Raw genomic sequence first — 16307 nt, forward strand, 5'->3', positions numbered from 1 at the left:
GTTGTATTTTAGCTTGTGATTTCGCTATATTACGTAAGCAAACTCTATAGCAAAAGTATAAGCGATCATGTTATTGAATACCGAGTTTCCTCACATTAAAATAATAGGATCATTATTTGTAGCGACCTGTTTATGGTCATCAATGGCCGTAGCTCAAGCGTTACAGTGTACATCTGATATTACTGCGCCTGCTTTAAAGCGTATTTGCTCAGATAAGTTCGACGCCGAACGTCAAATGCTAAATAATAAATATCTTACAGCCTACCTGATTACTGATGCTCCGGTCCGTTTACTCCAAGACACACATCTGACTTGGCTAAATCGTATGCAACAGTGTAAAAGTAATGACTGTTTTAAACAGCAGTTCGAACTGCGTATGGATGATCTGGATATTTATACTTCAATGAATCAGAGTTTGACCCAGCATTATTTAAAATATGAAAATGGCCTGATTGCGAAACAGCCTGTACATTTACAGGTACATCAACTCTCTAAAGACAGAATCAAGATCGAAGGAATTGCATACCGCAACCCGAATAATCGTAAAGAGACCCAAAACATTGCTTTTCTCGCTTACACCACTCCCGAGAACAAGCAAGAAATTATCGATAATGAACATGATTGTAAATATAATTTTAACTTTCAGAAAGCCTTGCTTACAGTAAGTTCACAGCAGAAAGGTTGTGAGCGATTCAACGGTATTTACCGTTTATACGACTAAACTTTGTAATTTCAGATTAATACTTAAGTAAAAAAGCCCGGACTGCTGAGACCGGACTTTATATTTCTAAAACTTATTAATCAATAGGCATTTCTGAAGCGCGACAGATTTCTGCACACTGCTCGCAGGCCTTAGCACAATGCTGGCAATGCTGATCTTCATGTGAACCACATTCTTCAGCACAACGTTCACATGCCTGAGCACATAGCGCCATCACATTGTCTAAAAGTGCCGAGCCTCTGATTTCATAGCTGATACAAAGACGGCATAGCTCCACACAATCTAAACAGCGACGGATACATTCACGCATCATGCCTACCATTTCTTCCTGCAAGCATTCTGCTGCACAGGTTTGACAAGCGATAATACATTCAGTACAGGCCCGAATTGAAGCAGAGGCCTGTGAATAAACCGGATTAGTCATTGTTTCATCTTGTTGTATTGGCACTTTCCACCTCATTCACTATTTATGAGCCTTTTAAGTATTTCAGGAATACAGAAAAGGTAGAACCATCTACAGGTAATGAATTGTGCCTTTTTTTAAACAATGGGTAAGCTTATGAAATATTCAGCTGTAGTATCAAAATTTAAGAATAAAAATTAATCCATTGAATATAAATATAATAATACTAAGAAGAAGCTGTATTTTGAGATTCAATAATCAGCTTGGCCAGCTCAAGATCATCCGGATAAGTAATTTTTATATTGTCCGAACGCCCCATTACTACTTGAACAGGATATCCGGCATGTTCAATTGCACTGGCTTCGTCAGTAATTGTGACCTGGTCGGCCAATGCTTTTTCAATCGCAGCTTTAAGCAATCCTAGTCTGGCAAGCTGTGGAGTCTGGGCTTGCCATAAGCATTCACGGCTTACTGTTCTGGTAATTTGCTGTTTATCAGATACCAGTTTTAAAGTATCCCGTACAGCTATAGCAAGAATAGCGCTACAGTTCTGTTTGATAGCGTTCTCAACCAGATTTTGCAAGCTGCTGAACTGGACACAGGGACGCGCTGCATCATGTACTAGTATCAGATCATCTTCATCAGCAATATTACTTAGATAATGGAGAGCATTGAGTACCGAATGCACCCTTTCTTGCCCACCCAGACAAAAGTGAGCTTTCTCAGCCTTTACTAAAGGTAAAGTTCGAGCAACATCATCATGTGCACTAACTGCAAGTACATATCCGGCTAAATCTAGCTGATTCAACCGGTTAACTGTATGTTCGAGTACAGTTTGTTGCCCAATTAACTGGTATTGCTTAAGTTCATGTTTAGAAAAACGGCTGCCTGAGCCAGCAGCAGGAATTACCGCCCAGAGTTTAGGGTGTTTCGGTAACAGGGTCTGGTTCTGACTCATTGGTTCTTAAATCAACCTTGGCATTAGGATCAATATAAATGGGTTTATATTGAGTACTGATTGTACTCATCTGTACAAAAGTTTCATGGGGCTTGATCAGACCGAGGTCTAAACGCGCATGTTCCTCAATGGCTTCAATACCATGTTTGAGGTCATACACTTCCGCCGCTAAAATGCGATTTCGCTCTTTTAATTCTTGATTAATATCAGCTTGTTGTTGGATTTGCTGAGTCAGAGTCTGATGAGGGAAATAGCCCCCCTCACCAAACCAGAAGCGGTACTGCAGCACGACAATCATAATGATTGCCAGTGCTAGCAATACCTTGCTCGAAATTGAACCGAAAACTTCTTTCATAAAAGCCATGAAAAGTTAGTTCAATCCTTTAAATTCAGCTTTACCGCGGTAAACTGCTTTAGTAATTTCTTCAATACGTAGTAATTGATTATATTTTGCTACGCGGTCAGAACGGCAAAGTGAACCGGTTTTAATCTGGCCCGCTGCTGTACCTACGGCAAGATCTGCAATAGTAGAATCTTCAGTTTCACCTGAACGGTGAGAAATTACAGTCGAGTAACCATTTGCTTTAGCAAGATAGATTGCGTCGAGTGTTTCGGTCAAAGTACCGATCTGGTTATATTTGATAAGGATAGAGTTAGCAACCTTCTCATTAATACCACGCTGTAGTATCTTCGGATTGGTTACAAACAGGTCATCACCTACTAACTGAATCTTGTCACCAAGAATAGAAGTCAGGTAAGACCAGCCTTCCCAGTCAGACTCGTCCAGACCATCTTCAATCGAGATGATTGGATACTGATTTACCAGACCTGCAAGATAGTCAGCAAACTGGTTACTGGTGAATGCTTTATTGCCCTCACCTGCAAGGATATATTGACCATCTTTATAGAATTCTGAAGATGCACAGTCCAGCGCCAGCATAATATCAGAACCAGCTTTATAGCCAGTTTGCTCAATTGCTGAAAGAATTACAGTGATTGCTTCTTCATTTGAACGAAGGTTTGGTGCAAAACCACCTTCATCACCTACCGCAGTATTTAAGCCTTGTTTCTTTAAAACTGATTTTAAAGAATGAAAAATTTCTGCACCAGCACGCAGGCTCTCAGCAAATGAGGTAAAGCCCACAGGTTCAATCATGAATTCCTGAATATCAACAGTGTTATCTGCATGAGCGCCACCATTTAAGATATTCATCATTGGAACAGGCATAGTCAAAGTTTTCTGGCCACGCAGGTCTGCAATGTATTGGAAAAGAGGAATTTTCTTTTCATCAGCAGCAGCACGGGCAGCGGCTAAAGATACAGCCAAAGTTGCGTTAGCACCTAGTTTTTCTTTATTTTCAGTACCATCTAAAGCGATCATTGTATTATCAATGTCTTTTTGTTCGAATACTGATTTACCCAATAAAGCATCACGGATTAAAGTATTAACATTATTAACCGCAGTTTGAACGCCTTTGCCCAAATAGCGTGCTTTATCGCCATCACGCAGTTCTAAAGCTTCACGAGAACCAGTTGAAGCACCAGATGGTGCACATGCACGGCCAACTACGCCGGATTCCAAGATTACATCAGCTTCGATGGTTGGGTTACCACGAGAGTCCAAAATTTCACGTGCACGGATGTCAACGATTTGGCTCATGAACAATTCCTCAGTTGAATGAATAACAAGATGCAAGCAGCAGCATCAATGGGTATCTAATTTTTTGAATCCTTTAACCAAAGTATCCAATTCTTTTAATTGTGCTAAAAATGGCTCTAGCTGGTTCAGACGCAACGCACATGGCCCATCACATTTGGCCAATTCCGGGTCAGGATGTGCTTCCAGGAATAAACCCGCAAGTCCTGTAGCCATACCAGCACGTGCCAATGTGGCAATCTGGGCACGACGGCCGCCCGCAGAATCGGCACGGCCCCCTGGCGTTTGCAAGGCATGGGTTACATCAAAAAATACTGGAACATTCATTTCTTTCATAATGTCGAAGCCCAGCATATCAACCACAAGGTTGTTATAACCAAAAGCTGAACCACGTTCGCACAAGATCAGTTTGTCATTGCCGGCTTCCAGACATTTATGCAGAATATGACGCATTTCATGGGGTGCAAGAAACTGGGCTTTTTTAATATTGATAATAGCCTGGGTTTTTGCCATAGCTTCAACCAGATCCGTCTGACGGCTCAGGAAAGCCGGCAGCTGGATAATGTCGGCAACTTCTGCAACAGGAGCCGCCTGATACGGCTCATGCACATCAGTGATGATCGGAACATTAAAGTGTTTTTTAATGTCACCTAACCACTCGATCCCTTTTTCCAGGCCCGGTCCACGAAAAGAATTCAGGCTTGAACGATTCGCCTTATCAAAACTGGCTTTAAAGACATATGGGATATCCAGACGTTTACAGATATCGACATAGGTTTCGGCAATTTCGAAAGCAAGATCTTTGGATTCAAGTACATTCATACCGCCGAATAATACAAACGGCAAATGATTTGCCATTTGTATATCGCCTAAACGTACAATTTCTTGTGGTTTTAGTAGTGACATTTAAACTTCCTGGTTTATTTCCTGAACAGTCTTATTTACGCTTCTGATACTGCTTTTTCGCAGCCCCGATAAAGCTAGCAAATAATGGATGACCATCACGTGGTGAACTTGTAAATTCCGGATGGAATTGTACTGCAATAAACCAAGGATGCTCAGGGATTTCAACAGTTTCTACTAAATGCTGTAGTGCAGAATAACCTGAGATTTTCATACCTGCTGCTTCAATCTGAGCAATAAAGTGATCATTCACTTCATAGCGATGACGATGACGCTCGCTAATTTCAGCTGCAGCATAAATATCACGAATTTTAGTTCCTGCAACCAGTTCAGACTTTTGGGCACCTAAACGCATGGTGCCACCAAGATCAGATTCAAGACTACGCTGCTGAAGTTCACCACGTTCATCTAACCATTCAGTAATCAGGCCAATAAGCGGGGCTTTAGTTGAACGGTTAAATTCTGTAGAAGTTGCATCAGCAATATTGGCTACATGACGCGCAAACTCAATCACTGCAAGTTGCATACCCAGGCAGATACCGAAGAATGGAATCTGGTTTTCACGGGCATACTGAATGGCTTTCATTTTTCCTTCAGTACCACGCTCACCAAAACCGCCCGGAACTAAAATGGCATCAGCGGTGGCAAGCACCTCATTCACATCTTCAGCTTCAAGCTTTTCAGCATCTACATAGTCAATCTGTACTTTAACGCGATTTTGGATACCCGCATGAAGTAATGCTTCATTCACAGATTTATAGGCATCTGGAAGTTCAACATATTTACCAACCATGGCAACACGAACAGTAAATTCCGGATTCAGTAAAGCTTCAACTACGTTATCCCAATCAGTCAGGTCTGCTTCTGGAAGATCGTTATAACCGAAACGTTCACAGATCAGGTCATCTACATTCTGTTCATAGAAGTTACGTGGAATCTGATAGATAGAACGTGCATCTTTGCACACTACAACTGCACGTGCTTCAACGTTAGTGAAGAGTGCAATTTTACGCTTGGTGTCAGCATCTACATCATGTTCGGTACGACAGATCAGAATATCGGGCTGAATGCCGATAGACAGCAATTCTTTTACAGAATGCTGGGTCGGTTTGGTTTTAAGCTCTGCTGCAGACTTAATATAAGGCAGCAGTGTCAGATGCATGAGCATGGTACGCTTATGACCAAGCTCGACCATTAATTGACGCACTGACTCCATAAATGGTAGTGATTCGATATCACCCACCGTACCGCCAATCTCAACAATCGCTACGTCATAACCTTCACCTGCACGGAGTACACGTTCTTTAATGTTGTCAGTAATATGCGGAATTACCTGAACCGTACCACCCAGGTAGTCACCACGGCGTTCTTTGTTTAGAACATCCTGATAAACACGTCCTGAAGTGAAGTTATTCAGCTTGGTCATTTTTGCACGACGCAGGAAACGCTCGTAATAACCCAGATCAAGGTCAGTTTCAGCCCCATCCTCTGTAACAAAAACTTCACCATGCTGGAATGGGCTCATAGTGCCTGGATCGACATTGATGTATGGATCCATTTTGACCATGGTGACTTTTAAACCACGAGCCTCTAAAAGTGCTGCTACTGAAGCTGCTGAAATACCTTTACCTAGTGATGAAACCACACCACCAGTCACGAAAATAAAATGGGTCATTGAGTTTCTCGTACAATCGAGCCGAATTCGGCCTGCAATGTTGCGCAATTTTACTTTACTCGGCACCTATAAAGCAAAGTCATTCCGCATCAATTCATAGAACAATAAACAACTGGTTATTCTATCAGCATTTTCGATAAAAAATTAGGCGTAATGTGCATGATTTTTCTGACAGCTTTTACTGTTATAATAGTCTTGTCTCTTTTAAGTCCTGATTTATGCAATTATGAATAAGAAACTTTTGATTTGTGGTGCGATCGCAACAGGTTTGTTCCTCACCGCGTGTGTAAAAAAAGAAGCGCCAAAGGAAGAGGAGCAAGAACAGGTTGAAGTAGTTGAACAACAATCTGTAGCACCTGCACAAATTGAACCTCTAGAACCGGTTGAAGCTGAACCTGAAATTCCCGAGACAGTTGAAATTGTTCGTGAAGAAACGTCAAATACCACAACCGAAATTCGCCGCGAATATCGTGACCCTGCACCAGTTGAACCGAGACCCGAGCCTAAACCTGAGCCACAAAAGCCAGAGCCTAAGCCAGCTCCAGCACCAAAAGCAGACAGTACCGCCAGCCAGCAAAAATCCAGTTCAGATTCACAGAGTGAAGATGATGCCGTTGCAGCTGCTATGGCGGCTGCCTCACCTGCTCTTGAAAACTAAACAATCCGTTCTTCTGTTCAGTCAGAACAGTAAAAACCCGGTATATTTACCGGGTTTTTTATTAATGAAATGATGAGTTGAAGACTTTGATTTAAATAGATGGCTTTTTCACCCAAGCACTAGGATACTGAGAAAAACCAATCTTGGGGTAGTAAGTAACAGCCTGTGGAGCTGCAAGTAGAGTCAATGTACATTCTGGTTGTAATTGCTGTTCTGTTATTTCAATGAGCTTTTTTCCAACACCCTCTTTTTGAAATCCTACTGTCACTGCCAGATCAGCGAGATAACAGCAAAAATAAAAATCTGTAACCGATCTTGCTATACCTACTAATTCTTGTTTATACCATGCTGATATAACCAGATTTGAATGCTGTAGCATGCCTGTGATCAGGTCTGCATTCTGGATGGGTCGTCTTGGACCTAATGAAGTTTTCTGTAAAAGGTCAATATACTGCTGCGTACTAACAGGTTCATTTATCAGGTAATGAATCGGTTCAGACATGATATTTTATCTCTTTTATGTTCCTATATTTTAAAGCCCCTTCTGTTTTATGGTTATGGAAGAGGCCAGCTATTTCAGGTTTTTATCATGTTATCTGTTTTAAGCAGACTATTCTTAGTTTACTGAAGCCAGTTTGTGTTGTGCAATCAGATAGTCTGCCATTAAACGTGCCGCCCATGAATGTGTACGGGTAATGCCTTCATAAAATCCGCAGTGGCTGCCTTTACGGGTTGTAATCACCATAATATTTGGCATCTGCATAATCATTTCTTTATATGGCTCGAAATTATCAATATGGCAAACCGGATCATCTTCAGCATTTAAAATCATTAGAGGAATCTGGATATTGTCCATAACATAAACAGGATTAGTTGCCTGATTATAACTTTCAAAGTCCTTATAACCTGCCAGCTCAAAGTAACAGCTCTGAAAGTCAGCCAGACTTTTAACAGCAAGTACTTTCGGCAATGAGCCTGTATTTTTCCAAGCGTCCTGATAAGGATGAATGAATGATTTAAACAGTTTCTTTGTCATGGCCTTACTATAAAACGGGTGCACCTTCTGAAAACCAATTTCGGTATTATAGCCCGGACAAAAGGCGAAGGCAGCCTTAAATGGAGTATGATGACCTTCCTCTCCCAGATAGCGTACCAACAGGCCAGTTCCTGCAGAAGAGCCTACGCCATACAATACAGATTCAGGAAATTTGCTCTGTATATGAATGAGCTGTTCACGCAGGTCATCAGTTGAACCAAACAGACAGATTTTCGGTACAGTCATTGGCAATTTGGCATGGCCACGGCGCAAACATAGCGCAATACGCCAGCCTGTATAGTGATGTAAATCACGTACCAGCTCGCTCATACTTTGTGGTGAGCCGGTAATCGTATGCATTAATACAATAGTGGGTACATCAGCTGGAAGTTGTTCGCCATACCAGGCAATACCGGTAGTCCCACCATCCTGCATGGTTAATGGCTCAATTCTGTCATACTTGAGCTTAATACGTCTTTTCTTGAACAGGTCAAAATATAGCAAGTGTGCATGCTGGTTCGCTAACCACGGTGTTGGCCGATACTTTTCCTTAAGCTGTGGCAAGTGCTCCAGTACCTGCTGGACTTTACCATTCGGGTCAAAGTAGAGTTTAGGCTGTTCAGCGCCTGTAACCTGATCCAATAGTTCTCGTGTCAGGGCAGTCAGCTTTTTTACCATCATTTGATTTAACTCTCGGCATATTTCTAAAGTATGAAGAATGAATTTTAAGTAAGCTTAATGGGCTGGAGGCATAAATGCTGCCATGCGCTGTCCCATTTGTGCAGCTAACGCTTCGAGACCACTTTTTGGCCGGATCATGACTTCAAAATCAACAATTTTGCCCTGCTCATTAAAACGGATCATATCGATTCCTTTTAACTGTTTTTCTCCGACATGAGCAGAAAACTCTAACACTACATTGTGACCGTTTTCTGTGTAGAACTCACGGTGATAAGTAAAGTCCTCAAATATTTCAATGACATTAGTTAATATAAAACGAACGACTGTTTTACCTTCATACGGGTTGAATGCAACAGGTGACCGAAAAATCACCTGTTCATCTAGAAGTTCGTCCAGAACAGTCATATCACGGCTGCAAAGCATTTGGTGCCAAGCCTGTATGGCTTGTTGAGTAGTGGTCAGGATCATCAGTTTTATCTCTTTAACTATTTATTGTTTTAAAGTTGAAAGTGGACAGACAGCATTAACAGGCCGCCTGCCCTATATAAAAACCTAAATAATGGCTGCCAGTTCAGCGCCCTGACGGATGGCGCGTTTAGCATCCAGCTCACCTGCTTCTCTTGCGCCTCCTATTAGATGCACACGTTTTCCGTCAGCTTGCAACTGTTCGAACATGGCAGTATAAGATTCCTGTCCGGCGCAGATTACAACGTTATCCACTTCCAGTAGCATGGGTTTGCCATCCACCGTAATATGCAAACCCTGATCATTAATTTTTTCATAATTTACACCAGACATCATTTGCACATGTTTATGTTTTAGGCCAGTGCGATGTATCCAGCCCGTGGTTTTACCCAGATTTGCACCTACAGCCTTTTGCTTGCGCTGTAACAGGTAGACTTCACGCAGTGAAGGTTCAATTTTAGGCTGTTTCAAGCCTCCCGTATGATGATAGGTCGTATCGATCCCCCACTCATCATAAAATTTTTCAGGATTCAAGCTGGCACTTTCCCCTTCATGTGTAAGGTACTCTGCTGTATCAAAACCAATACCGCCTGCTCCGATAATTGCAACCCGCTTTCCAACAGGCAGGCGCTCTTTAAGCACTTCCAGATAGCTTAACGCTTTAGGATGATTCGCACCTTCAATTTCCAAGTGACGTGGTGTTACGCCTGTTGCAATCACAATATCATCAAAATTGGCCTGGCTTAGCTCTTCATAAGTCGCTAAATGATTCAAATACAGCTGGATATTTGGCTGTAATTCAATCTGGCGCTGAAAGTAGCGAATAGTTTCATAAAACTCTTCCTTGCCCGGAATAGTCTTGGCAATATTAAATTGTCCACCAATCTGGTTACTGCTTTCAAAAATCTTGACCTGATGACCACGGCTGGCTGCATAAATTGCAAAACTTAAACCTGCCGGCCCTGCACCTATCACAGCAATCTGTTTCGGTGATCCAGATTCTTTAAAAATCAGTTCAGTTTCATGGCATGCGCGCGGATTAACCAGACAGGATGCAATTTTCATTGAGAAAATATGGTCAAGACATGCCTGATTACACGCAATACAGGTATTAATCTCGTCACTGCGGCCTTCACGGGCTTTTAAAACAAACTCGGCATCGGCCAGCATTGGACGTGCCATCGAAATCATATCTGCCTGTCCGGAAGACAGGACATATTCTGCCATTTCTGGAGTATTAATACGGTTAGATGTGATCAGTGGCAGCTTCACTTCGCCTTTCAGCTTTTCAGTCACCCAGGTAAATGCAGCACGTGGAACCTTAGTGGCGATGGTTGGAATACGTGCCTCATGCCAGCCGATACCGGTATTAATAATTGTCGCGCCGGCTTTTTCAATTTCTTTAGCCAGATAAACAACTTCATCCAGTGTAGAACCGCCTTCTACCAGATCCAGCATCGATAGACGGTAAATAATAATAAAATTCTCTCCGACTGCTTCACGGGTACGCTTGACGATTTCAATCGGGAAACGGATACGCCGCTCATAACTTCCGCCCCATTCATCATCACGATGGTTGGTGCGGGCAGCAATAAATTCATTGATCAGATAGCCTTCTGAGCCCATGATTTCTACACCGTCATAACCGGCATATTGTGCCATCTGTGCACAATTTACAAAGTCACTGACAGTCTGCCAGACTTCAGCCGAGCTTAATTCTTTAGGCTTACTCGGATTAATCGGGGCCTGAATCGCAGAAGGTGCAACCGGATCAGCCTGATAGGAATAACGTCCCGTATGTAAAATCTGCATGGCTATCTTACCGCCAGCATCATGAACAGCCTGAGTAATAATCTTGTGCTTTTCTGCTTCAGCAATAGAATCAAGTTTAGAACCGCCAGCAAAGGTTACACCTGCATCATTAGGTGCAATACCGCCAGTCACAATCAGCCCTACCTCACCACGCGCACGTTCGGCATAAAATGCTGCCATCCGTTCGTATCCTTGTGGAGCTTCTTCTAGGCCCACGTGCATTGAACCCATCAATACACGGTTTTTTAATGTAGTAAACCCGAGGTCTAAAGGGGCAAGTAAGTGTGGATAGTACGACATTTTTTCTCCTTGGCTCGCTATCTTTGCTAGCTTATGCAACTTATTGCATAACTTATAATAGATATTCTTTTTTTATGCAACATGTTGCATAATGTCTGAAGCGTCATTTTTAAAGTTGCGGAATTCACCGATGTCTCTTGCCCATGTATTATTGACCAGTTTACTGGAAAGACCGAGTACCGGGTTTGAACTGGCACGCCGTTTTGACCGTTCTATGGGCTTTTTCTGGAATGCAACACACCAGCAGATTTACCGTGAACTAAGCGGTATGCTGAAAAAGGGCTGGATTTCTACAGTTGAAGAAGCACCCAGCCAAAGCAGAAAGAAAACCTATCAGGTTGAACAGGCAGGCCGTATTGAACTGGCCAAATGGATGATGGAACAAAGTCCGCCCGCCCAGTTACGGGAAGAGTTGATGGTACGTCTGCGTGCAGAAGCCCAGTTGGGTGGAAATATTGTACTACCCGAATTGCAGCGACATCTGGAATTACACCAGAATAATCTAAAACTCTACCAGAATATTTATGCGAAGGACTTTGCTGGAAGTGAGACCACTGACCGTACTTTATATATTCATAAAATGATTTTGCAGCTGGGTATTGATCTGGAAATTCACTGGATCAAATGGCTTGAAGAAGTCATTCCTACATTGGAAAAGTTCTAGCACTGAGGAGTTAATCATGCCACTTTACCGCATGCCTGATGGAGAAAACCTGTATGTGCGCCGGATTGGTCACGGTCAGCCTGTACTGGTATTATCTGGTCTTGGAATGCAAAGCTGGCAATGGTTACCTTTTATTGCACGCAGCCTGAACCGCTTTGAGTTTATTATTCCAGACTGGCGCGGTTTTGGGGGTTCTCGAAACTGCGCCATTCCTCAATCCTTAGATGCAATTTCCAGTCACTGGCAGGATGTTTCCAGACTGATTAACCAGTTGCAGCTGGATAATTTTATTCTGATTGCCTATTCAATGGGTGCCACTACAGCGATGCATGGTATGCACTATGCAAACCTGGGTGACAGGTTAAAGGCCTATTTACATATTGACCAGACGCCAAAAATTCTGGCAGATGAGAATTGGAAATATGGCCTGCTGGGTGAAAAGCATATAGAATGTAAGCTGTTATTGCGCCAGCTGCTTGACACTCTCTCTGGGCAACCCGATATACACAGCATCAGTCAGCTAGAAACACATACATGTACTGAACTGCTTCAGCTTTGGTACAGGTTTGTATCTTTACAGGGGAATAGCAGATTTTCTTCCCTGCTGTTTCATACCGCACTTAAAAAACCGAAACTGCAAAAATATCTGTTGCCTCTTCAACGACTGGACTACCTGCGCTGGTATCTGGAAAGTTATTTGTACCATACTGAAGATTATCGCGAAGCACTATCACAACTTGAATGTCCAGTCACTTTTTTTATTGGGCAGAATTCCAGCTTATATGCGGCAGAAGGACAAACGATCATTGCTAAAAACCTGAAAAATGCTCACCCTGTTTATTTTGAGCATTCGGGTCATACGCCGCTTTTAAGTGAACCGGTTAAATTCACTCATGAGCTGCGACAATTTTTATTGGCTCAGGTTCCTTAACCTGTTTGGTTTTTAGAATTAAAATAAGGCACGGTCATATTTGATCGCTTCCAGATCGTAAACCTGATAGATACAGTCGAAGAGTGACCGGATGTTTTCCGTTTCGTCCATATTTCGAATAGTCAGAAAAATCGGGCTTTTTGCTGCCTCATCCAGTAAAGGCACATAATTTAAATGTGGAAAACGGATAGTATCGGCACTCTCAGGAATAATACAAATGCCCTCACCTGCAGCAACCAGTCCTAAAGCTAGCTGAATTTCACGAACTTCCTTAATGTTTCTAGGCTCCAGACCATGCTCAGAAAATAACGTGGTGATCTGTGTAGAAAAATTAGGTTTAGCCGTGTTTGGATAGCAAAACAGGTCTTCATCAACAATATCTGCCAGATATATACCTTCAATATGCTGTGCAATCGGATGGCTTGAATGTGCAGCGACCATTAGACGTTCTTCACGCAGTAAAATCCGGTGAACTGCCGGATCACTGATTCTCAGCCGTCCAAAGCCGACATCAATCCGGCCTTCTTTTAGTGCCTGAATCTGGTCTCTGGTGCTCATCTCTACCAGTTGAATATTTAAATGGGGATGCTGCTGACGATATAAATAAATAATTCGCGGTAATAAACCGAATAAAAGTGAGCCTACAAACCCCATGGTAATACTGCGCTCAACCAGGCCTATACGCTTGGTCATGGATTTAACTTCTTCAGCATTCGACAAAAGTTTAACGGCATGCTGGTAAAAAAATTGACCGGCTGGGGTAGTCTGTAATGGCCGGCTGCCCCGTTCAAATAACTGGATACCCAGTTCACTTTCAAGGTTTTGTATTTGCCGGCTCAGTGGAGGCTGGGCAATAAATAGTTTTTCTGCAGCCTTGGTAAAACTCTGTTCTTCTACCACTGCCACAAAATAGCGTAAATGTCTCAGTTCCATGAGTCTTCCATACCTTTAAGATATATTAAAATGCAAATTCAGTCTTAGACACATTTTAATCATTCTTTTAAGGTATGCACAAGAGATAAGTCAGCATAGATTTTCAATAATGTATAAATCTGTAGAAACATTACTCGTCGATATTCCGACCATACGTCCACATAAACTTTCTGTGGCAACCATGCAGACTCAGACCCTGGTTCTGGTGAAAATTACTGCAACAGATGGAACTGTAGGTTGGGGTGAAGCCACTACTATTGGTGGACTCAGCTATGGTGAAGAAAGCCCAGAAAGTGTTAAAGCCAACATTGACACTTACTTCGCGCCTCTGCTCTCCTCCGTTCAGAACCAGAATATTGCACAGATCTCAAAACTGATCCGCAAGACCATTAATGGTAACCGTTTTGCCAAATGTGCAATTCAGACTGCACTGCTGGACATACAGGCGAAACGTCTGGGCCTACCATTAAGTGAAATTCTGGGCGGTCGTTTACGTGACCGTTTGCCAGTACTCTGGACACTGGCTTCTGGTGATACAGACAAAGATATTGCCGAAGCTAAAAAAATGATTGAGCTGAAGCGCCATAATACTTTCAAACTGAAAATTGGCGCACGTCCATTACAGGAAGATGTTGATCATGTTATTGCCCTCAAGAAAGCTCTGGGGCCTGAGGTCAGTATTCGTGTAGATATCAATCGTGCCTGGACAGAGCTGGAATGTATTCGCGGAATCCAGCAGCTACAGGACGGTGGAATTGACCTGATTGAACAGCCTTGCGCCATCCAGAATACCGATGCTCTTGCCCGTCTGACACAGCGTTTCGAAGTAGCAATTATGGCTGATGAAGCCTTAACCGGGCCGGACAGTGCTTTCCGTATTGCACAAAAGCATGGCGCCGATGTATTCGCAGTCAAAGTCGAACAGTCTGGTGGACTGATTGAAGCTTGTGACGTGGCCAAGATTGCCTGTCTTGCAGGAATCGACCTGTACGGTGGCACTATGCTTGAAGGCCCGGTTGGTACCATTGCCTCTGCTCATGCCTTTTCTACCTTTGAAAATCTGGCATTCGGCACAGAACTCTTTGGCCCACTTCTTCTGACCCAGGAAATTTTAACAACACCACTGCAATACGAGAACTTTGAACTGGTTGTGCCCAATGCACCAGGTTTAGGAATTGAAGTGGATGAAAACAAGATTGAACAATTACGTCGTTAAGGCAAGCGGATAAGGAGTTTTAACATGTTATTTCATGTGCGTATGGATGTGCATATTCCACTAGATATGCCAAGCGAGAAAGCGAACGAAATTAAGGCTGTTGAAAAAGCTTACTCCCAAGAGCTGCAACGCCAGGGTAAATGGCGTCATATCTGGCGTATTACCGGCCAGTATTCCAACATCAGTATTTTCGATGTGGAAAACAATGAAGAACTGCACAACATTTTGCAGGGTCTACCGCTTTACCCTTATATGAATATTGAGATCATGGCTCTGAATCGCCATCCGTCTTCTGTACGTGAAAACGATTCATAAAGTTGATGCAGTAAAAAAGATGCAGTTCTACAGTTGCATCCGTACTTTCCTTTAAACGAAGGATAATAACAACAGACGGAACGAGGCCAGCCAGTGATGGCCAGCACATCAGGGAACCTTTCTCGCTTGTCGCCAGCCCCGTTAGCGTCTTATACATACTTAAGGAGTGATAGTATGAACCGTCAACAAATTGATGCGCTCGTAAAACAAATGAATGTCGATACTGCCAAAGGCCCGGTCGATGAGCGCATTCAGCAGGTCGTCGTCCGCCTGCTCGGGGATCTGTTCCAGGCCATCGAAGACCTCGACATCCAGCCCTCTGAAGTCTGGAAAGGCCTCGAATACCTGACCGATGCAGGTCAGGCCAATGAACTCGGCCTGCTCGCTGCCGGGCTCGGTCTTGAACACTACCTCGACCTGCGTGCCGATGAGGCAGATGCCAAGGCCGGTATCACTGGCGGCACTCCCCGTACCATCGAAGGCCCGCTCTATGTGGCCGGTGCCCCTGAGTCTGTCGGCTTTGCCCGTATGGATGACGGCTCCGAGTCCGACAAGGTCGACACTCTGATCATTGAAGGCACAGTTACTGATACAGAGGGCAATATTATTGAAGGAGCCAAGGTAGAAGTCTGGCATGCCAACAGCCTGGGGAACTATTCATTCTTTGACAAGTCCCAGTCCGACTTTAACCTGCGCCGTACCATCCTTACAGATGCAGATGGTAAATATGTTGCCCTGACCACCATGCCGGTAGGTTATGGCTGCCCGCCAGAAGGCACTACTCAGGCGCTTTTAAACAAGCTCGGCCGTCATGGTAACCGCCCTTCTCATGTGCACTACTTTGTATCGGCACCGGGTTACCGCAAGCTCACCACACAGTTCAATATTGAAGGTGACGAGTATCTGTGGGATGACTTTGCCTTTGCTACCCGTGACGGGCTGGTTGCAACAGCAACAGATGTGACTGATGAAGCTGAAA

General features: G+C 43.3%; 18 protein-coding genes. 7 read left to right on the plus strand and 11 right to left on the minus strand.

Features of this window, described 5'->3' with window-relative positions; all coding sequences use genetic code 11:
* Positions 1-67 precede the first annotated feature (67 nt).
* Positions 68-721 carry an A1S_1983 family putative colistin resistance protein gene (locus J502_RS11605; RefSeq protein ID WP_005406445.1) on the plus strand — a complete coding sequence of 218 codons (654 nt, stop codon included), beginning with the start codon at positions 68-70 and terminating at the stop codon, positions 719-721.
* A 76-nt stretch (positions 722-797) separates the two neighbouring features.
* On the opposite strand, the gene J502_RS11610 is transcribed toward J502_RS11605, so the two are convergent.
* The 6 genes from J502_RS11610 to pyrG form a co-directional block, all read right to left on the minus strand.
* Entirely contained in the window at positions 798-1145 is a 348-nt protein-coding gene (locus J502_RS11610; protein ID WP_005406264.1) for a four-helix bundle copper-binding protein, read from the minus strand.
* Positions 1146-1350: 205 nt separating this feature from the next.
* Positions 1351-2082, minus strand: a complete 732-nt coding sequence (ispD, locus tag J502_RS11615; protein WP_034684204.1) for a 2-C-methyl-D-erythritol 4-phosphate cytidylyltransferase — start codon at positions 2080-2082, stop codon at positions 1351-1353.
* Positions 2045-2437: a cell division protein FtsB gene (gene ftsB, locus J502_RS11620; protein ID WP_005404503.1), complete on the minus strand. Its 393-nt coding sequence runs from the start codon at positions 2435-2437 to the stop codon at positions 2045-2047. The genes ispD and ftsB overlap by 38 nt, the downstream gene beginning before the upstream one ends.
* A gap of 15 nt (positions 2438-2452) precedes the next feature.
* Positions 2453-3742, minus strand: a complete 1290-nt coding sequence (eno, locus tag J502_RS11625; protein WP_005406393.1) for a phosphopyruvate hydratase — start codon at positions 3740-3742, stop codon at positions 2453-2455.
* 45 nt (positions 3743-3787) lie between these two features.
* A complete protein-coding gene (gene kdsA, locus J502_RS11630; protein WP_005406318.1) occupies positions 3788-4645 on the minus strand; it encodes a 3-deoxy-8-phosphooctulonate synthase in 858 nt (285 codons plus the stop codon).
* Positions 4646-4676: 31 nt separating this feature from the next.
* Positions 4677-6317 (minus strand): CTP synthase, encoded by a 1641-nt coding sequence (gene pyrG / locus J502_RS11635; RefSeq protein WP_005406369.1) that lies wholly within the window; start codon positions 6315-6317, stop codon positions 4677-4679.
* A gap of 226 nt (positions 6318-6543) precedes the next feature.
* Between pyrG and J502_RS11640 the strand changes: the two genes are divergently transcribed.
* Positions 6544-6975 carry a hypothetical protein gene (locus tag J502_RS11640; RefSeq protein ID WP_005406516.1) on the plus strand — a complete coding sequence of 144 codons (432 nt, stop codon included), beginning with the start codon at positions 6544-6546 and terminating at the stop codon, positions 6973-6975.
* A 91-nt stretch (positions 6976-7066) separates the two neighbouring features.
* On the opposite strand, the gene J502_RS11645 is transcribed toward J502_RS11640, so the two are convergent.
* The 4 genes from J502_RS11645 to J502_RS11660 form a co-directional block, all read right to left on the minus strand.
* Positions 7067-7477, minus strand: coding sequence for a GNAT family N-acetyltransferase (locus J502_RS11645; protein ID WP_005406287.1), 411 nt, complete (start codon positions 7475-7477; stop codon positions 7067-7069).
* A 114-nt stretch (positions 7478-7591) separates the two neighbouring features.
* Complete coding sequence (locus J502_RS11650; RefSeq protein WP_005406428.1) at positions 7592-8692, minus strand: YheT family hydrolase; 1101 nt, start codon at positions 8690-8692, stop codon at positions 7592-7594.
* Positions 8693-8746: 54 nt separating this feature from the next.
* Positions 8747-9160: a nuclear transport factor 2 family protein gene (locus J502_RS11655; RefSeq protein ID WP_005406375.1), complete on the minus strand. Its 414-nt coding sequence runs from the start codon at positions 9158-9160 to the stop codon at positions 8747-8749.
* A gap of 84 nt (positions 9161-9244) precedes the next feature.
* A complete protein-coding gene (locus J502_RS11660; protein ID WP_005406465.1) occupies positions 9245-11269 on the minus strand; it encodes an NADPH-dependent 2,4-dienoyl-CoA reductase in 2025 nt (674 codons plus the stop codon).
* A gap of 130 nt (positions 11270-11399) precedes the next feature.
* Between J502_RS11660 and J502_RS11665 the strand changes: the two genes are divergently transcribed.
* Together J502_RS11665 and J502_RS11670 are read left to right on the plus strand one after the other, a co-directional pair.
* The gene (locus tag J502_RS11665) at positions 11400-11933 is read left to right on the plus strand and encodes a PadR family transcriptional regulator (protein ID WP_005406252.1); all 534 of its coding nucleotides are present in this window, start codon (positions 11400-11402) and stop codon (positions 11931-11933) included.
* 16 nt (positions 11934-11949) lie between these two features.
* Positions 11950-12864, plus strand: coding sequence for an alpha/beta fold hydrolase (locus tag J502_RS11670; protein WP_005406288.1), 915 nt, complete (start codon positions 11950-11952; stop codon positions 12862-12864).
* Positions 12865-12882: 18 nt separating this feature from the next.
* On the opposite strand, the gene J502_RS11675 is transcribed toward J502_RS11670, so the two are convergent.
* Positions 12883-13797, minus strand: a complete 915-nt coding sequence (locus J502_RS11675; RefSeq protein WP_005406370.1) for a LysR family transcriptional regulator — start codon at positions 13795-13797, stop codon at positions 12883-12885.
* A 109-nt stretch (positions 13798-13906) separates the two neighbouring features.
* On the opposite strand from J502_RS11675, the gene J502_RS11680 reads away from it, so the two are divergent.
* The 3 genes from J502_RS11680 to catA form a co-directional block, all read left to right on the plus strand.
* Positions 13907-15013 (plus strand): muconate/chloromuconate family cycloisomerase, encoded by a 1107-nt coding sequence (locus J502_RS11680; protein ID WP_034684207.1) that lies wholly within the window; start codon positions 13907-13909, stop codon positions 15011-15013.
* 24 nt (positions 15014-15037) lie between these two features.
* Positions 15038-15328: a muconolactone Delta-isomerase gene (catC, locus tag J502_RS11685; protein ID WP_005020051.1), complete on the plus strand. Its 291-nt coding sequence runs from the start codon at positions 15038-15040 to the stop codon at positions 15326-15328.
* A 174-nt stretch (positions 15329-15502) separates the two neighbouring features.
* A partial coding sequence (catA, locus tag J502_RS11690; protein ID WP_034684209.1) for a catechol 1,2-dioxygenase occupies positions 15503-16307 on the plus strand: 805 nt, incomplete at its 3' end.

This window comes from Acinetobacter sp. 1294596, assembly GCF_000582925.1.
Taxonomy (GTDB): Bacteria; Pseudomonadota; Gammaproteobacteria; order Pseudomonadales; family Moraxellaceae; genus Acinetobacter; species Acinetobacter radioresistens.

What these genes read in the sequence shown, in the direction of transcription:
- J502_RS11605 (WP_005406445.1), top strand. Translation starts at nt 68, where the DNA reads ATGTTATTGAATACCGAGTTTCCTCACATTAAAATAATAGGATCATTA.
- J502_RS11610 (WP_005406264.1), bottom strand. Translation starts at nt 1,145, where the DNA reads ATGACTAATCCGGTTTATTCACAGGCCTCTGCTTCAATTCGGGCCTGT.
- ispD (WP_034684204.1), bottom strand. Translation starts at nt 2,082, where the DNA reads ATGAGTCAGAACCAGACCCTGTTACCGAAACACCCTAAACTCTGGGCG.
- ftsB (WP_005404503.1), bottom strand. Translation starts at nt 2,437, where the DNA reads ATGAAAGAAGTTTTCGGTTCAATTTCGAGCAAGGTATTGCTAGCACTG.
- eno (WP_005406393.1), bottom strand. Translation starts at nt 3,742, where the DNA reads ATGAGCCAAATCGTTGACATCCGTGCACGTGAAATTTTGGACTCTCGT.
- kdsA (WP_005406318.1), bottom strand. Translation starts at nt 4,645, where the DNA reads ATGTCACTACTAAAACCACAAGAAATTGTACGTTTAGGCGATATACAA.
- pyrG (WP_005406369.1), bottom strand. Translation starts at nt 6,317, where the DNA reads ATGACCCATTTTATTTTCGTGACTGGTGGTGTGGTTTCATCACTAGGT.
- J502_RS11640 (WP_005406516.1), top strand. Translation starts at nt 6,544, where the DNA reads ATGAATAAGAAACTTTTGATTTGTGGTGCGATCGCAACAGGTTTGTTC.
- J502_RS11645 (WP_005406287.1), bottom strand. Translation starts at nt 7,477, where the DNA reads ATGTCTGAACCGATTCATTACCTGATAAATGAACCTGTTAGTACGCAG.
- J502_RS11650 (WP_005406428.1), bottom strand. Translation starts at nt 8,692, where the DNA reads ATGATGGTAAAAAAGCTGACTGCCCTGACACGAGAACTATTGGATCAG.
- J502_RS11655 (WP_005406375.1), bottom strand. Translation starts at nt 9,160, where the DNA reads ATGATCCTGACCACTACTCAACAAGCCATACAGGCTTGGCACCAAATG.
- J502_RS11660 (WP_005406465.1), bottom strand. Translation starts at nt 11,269, where the DNA reads ATGTCGTACTATCCACACTTACTTGCCCCTTTAGACCTCGGGTTTACT.
- J502_RS11665 (WP_005406252.1), top strand. Translation starts at nt 11,400, where the DNA reads ATGTCTCTTGCCCATGTATTATTGACCAGTTTACTGGAAAGACCGAGT.
- J502_RS11670 (WP_005406288.1), top strand. Translation starts at nt 11,950, where the DNA reads ATGCCACTTTACCGCATGCCTGATGGAGAAAACCTGTATGTGCGCCGG.
- J502_RS11675 (WP_005406370.1), bottom strand. Translation starts at nt 13,797, where the DNA reads ATGGAACTGAGACATTTACGCTATTTTGTGGCAGTGGTAGAAGAACAG.
- J502_RS11680 (WP_034684207.1), top strand. Translation starts at nt 13,907, where the DNA reads ATGTATAAATCTGTAGAAACATTACTCGTCGATATTCCGACCATACGT.
- catC (WP_005020051.1), top strand. Translation starts at nt 15,038, where the DNA reads ATGTTATTTCATGTGCGTATGGATGTGCATATTCCACTAGATATGCCA.